A 1,880-nucleotide genomic window follows, 5' to 3' on the forward strand; every position below is an offset into this window, starting at 1 on the left:
GCGCCCGGCAGCGGCCTCGCGGGCCTCGCTAAACCGGAGCAGATCGCGCTCAGCGGCGCGACGATCCGGCTGCCGGCGGGCTCCGTCACGATCGACTCGCTGGCCAAGATCGGCCCGCGCTGGAACACGCGCGGCAGCGCCACCGGGGTGCCGATGAACTATCTGGCGCAGGCGTCGGACGCGATGCGCCAGAACGTGCGCGGCGACCTGACGCTCGGCGCGCAATGGGCGATCGACCTGCGCGCGCCCACCGCGGCCGGCGCCGTGCCGCAGCTCGCGGGCAGCGTGCACGTGTTCCGCGAAAAGGGAGATTTGATCGCGGGCGACATCTCGCCGATCGCGCTGGGCCTGCGCCAACTGGACCTGCGCGCGGACGTCGCCGGCGGCGCGCTGCGCAGCCAGTTCGCGCTGGACGGCACGCGCATCGGCACGGCCAATGTGGACGCCACCGCGCAGTTGCTGCAGGGCCGCGTCGACAACGACAGCCCCTTGAAACTGACGGCCAATGCGAGCCTCGCGTCGCTGTCGTGGGTATCGCCGCTGCTCGGCCAGCCGGGCCTGGAAGTGGACGGCGCGCTGCGCCTCGCGATCAACGGCACGGGCACCGTCGGCGCGCCGACCCTGAACGGCAATATCGAAGGCGACGGCCTCGCCGTGCGTTGGCCGGACCAGGGCGTCCGCCTGCGCAACGGCCAGCTGCGCGCGCAACTCGCGGGCGACCAGCTGCAGCTGCAGCGCCTGACCCTGGAAGGCAACAGCGGCCGCGCGACGGCGGACGGCTTCGTGCGCTTTGCCGGCGGCGCAGCGACGATGAACCTGAAACTCGTCGCGGACAAGCTGGAAGCGCTGTCGCGCCCGGACCGCACCGTCGTCCTCAGCGGCCAGGCCAGCGTCGTGCGCGACGCGCACCAGTTCCGGGTCGAAGGCAGCTTCAAGGCCGACCGCGCGCTCGTCGAACTGGCGCCGCAGGACCGGCCGACGATCTCGGACGACGTCATCGTCCTGGGCCGCGGCAATGCGGCACCGACGACGGCGAAGAAGGAAGGCGCGGTACCGCTGACGATCGACCTGACGGCCGACCTGGGCGACGACTTCCACCTGCGCGGCATGGGCGCCGACGCCTACCTGGCCGGCAGCGTGCACGTGCTGAAGGTGGGCGACCGCCCGCCCCGCGTCAACGGCACCGTGCGCACCGCCAACGGCACGTATGCCGCTTACGGCCAGCGCCTGGCGATCGAGCGCGGCGTGATCACGTTCAGCGGCCCGTACGACAACCCGTCGCTGGACATCCTCGCCGTGCGCAAGCGTCCCGACGGGGAACAGCTGAGCGAGACGAACGTGGAAGCGGGCGTGCAGGTGCGCGGCACGGCGCTGGCGCCGACGGCGAAGCTCGTGTCGACGCCGAACGTGTCCGACAGCGACAAACTGTCGTGGCTCGTGCTGGGCCACGGCATGGAAGCGACGACGGGCAGCGAGGCCGACGTGCTGAGCGCCGCCGCCGGCGCCCTGCTGGGCGGAAAAGGCGGCACGGGCGGCATCACGAGCAAGCTGGCGAACTCGCTGGGCGTGGACGAACTGGGCGTGCGCCAGGGCGCGGGCCAGGCGTCCGGCCTGGAAAACACGGTGGTCACGGTCGGCAAGCGCATCTCGTCGCGCCTGTACCTGAGCTTCGAACAGGGCGCCGCGACCGCATCGAGCGTCGTGCGGGTGCGCTACAAGATCAACCCGCGCATCACCCTGCAGCTGCAGACCGGGACCAACACGGCGCTGGACGTGCTGTACTCCTGGGCGTTCGACTAACACCGGGGTCAGAGCCTGAGCCTTCCCCTCAAATTTTTGTTGTAAACAGCTTGGGAAGCTGTTAACTTTCAATCCCAAAA

Annotated in this window: 1 protein-coding gene; it reads left to right on the forward strand. The window is 70.6% G+C overall.

Annotated elements, in window-relative coordinates:
- On the forward strand, positions 1 to 1,800 hold a 1,800-nt coding region (locus tag ACEN88_RS30510; protein ID WP_413345749.1), incomplete at its 5' end, for a translocation/assembly module TamB domain-containing protein.
- Positions 1,801 to 1,880: the final 80 nt, after the last annotated feature.

This window comes from Massilia sp. CT11-108, from assembly GCF_047302915.1.
GTDB lineage: Bacteria > Pseudomonadota > Gammaproteobacteria > Burkholderiales > Burkholderiaceae_D > Telluria > Telluria orientalis.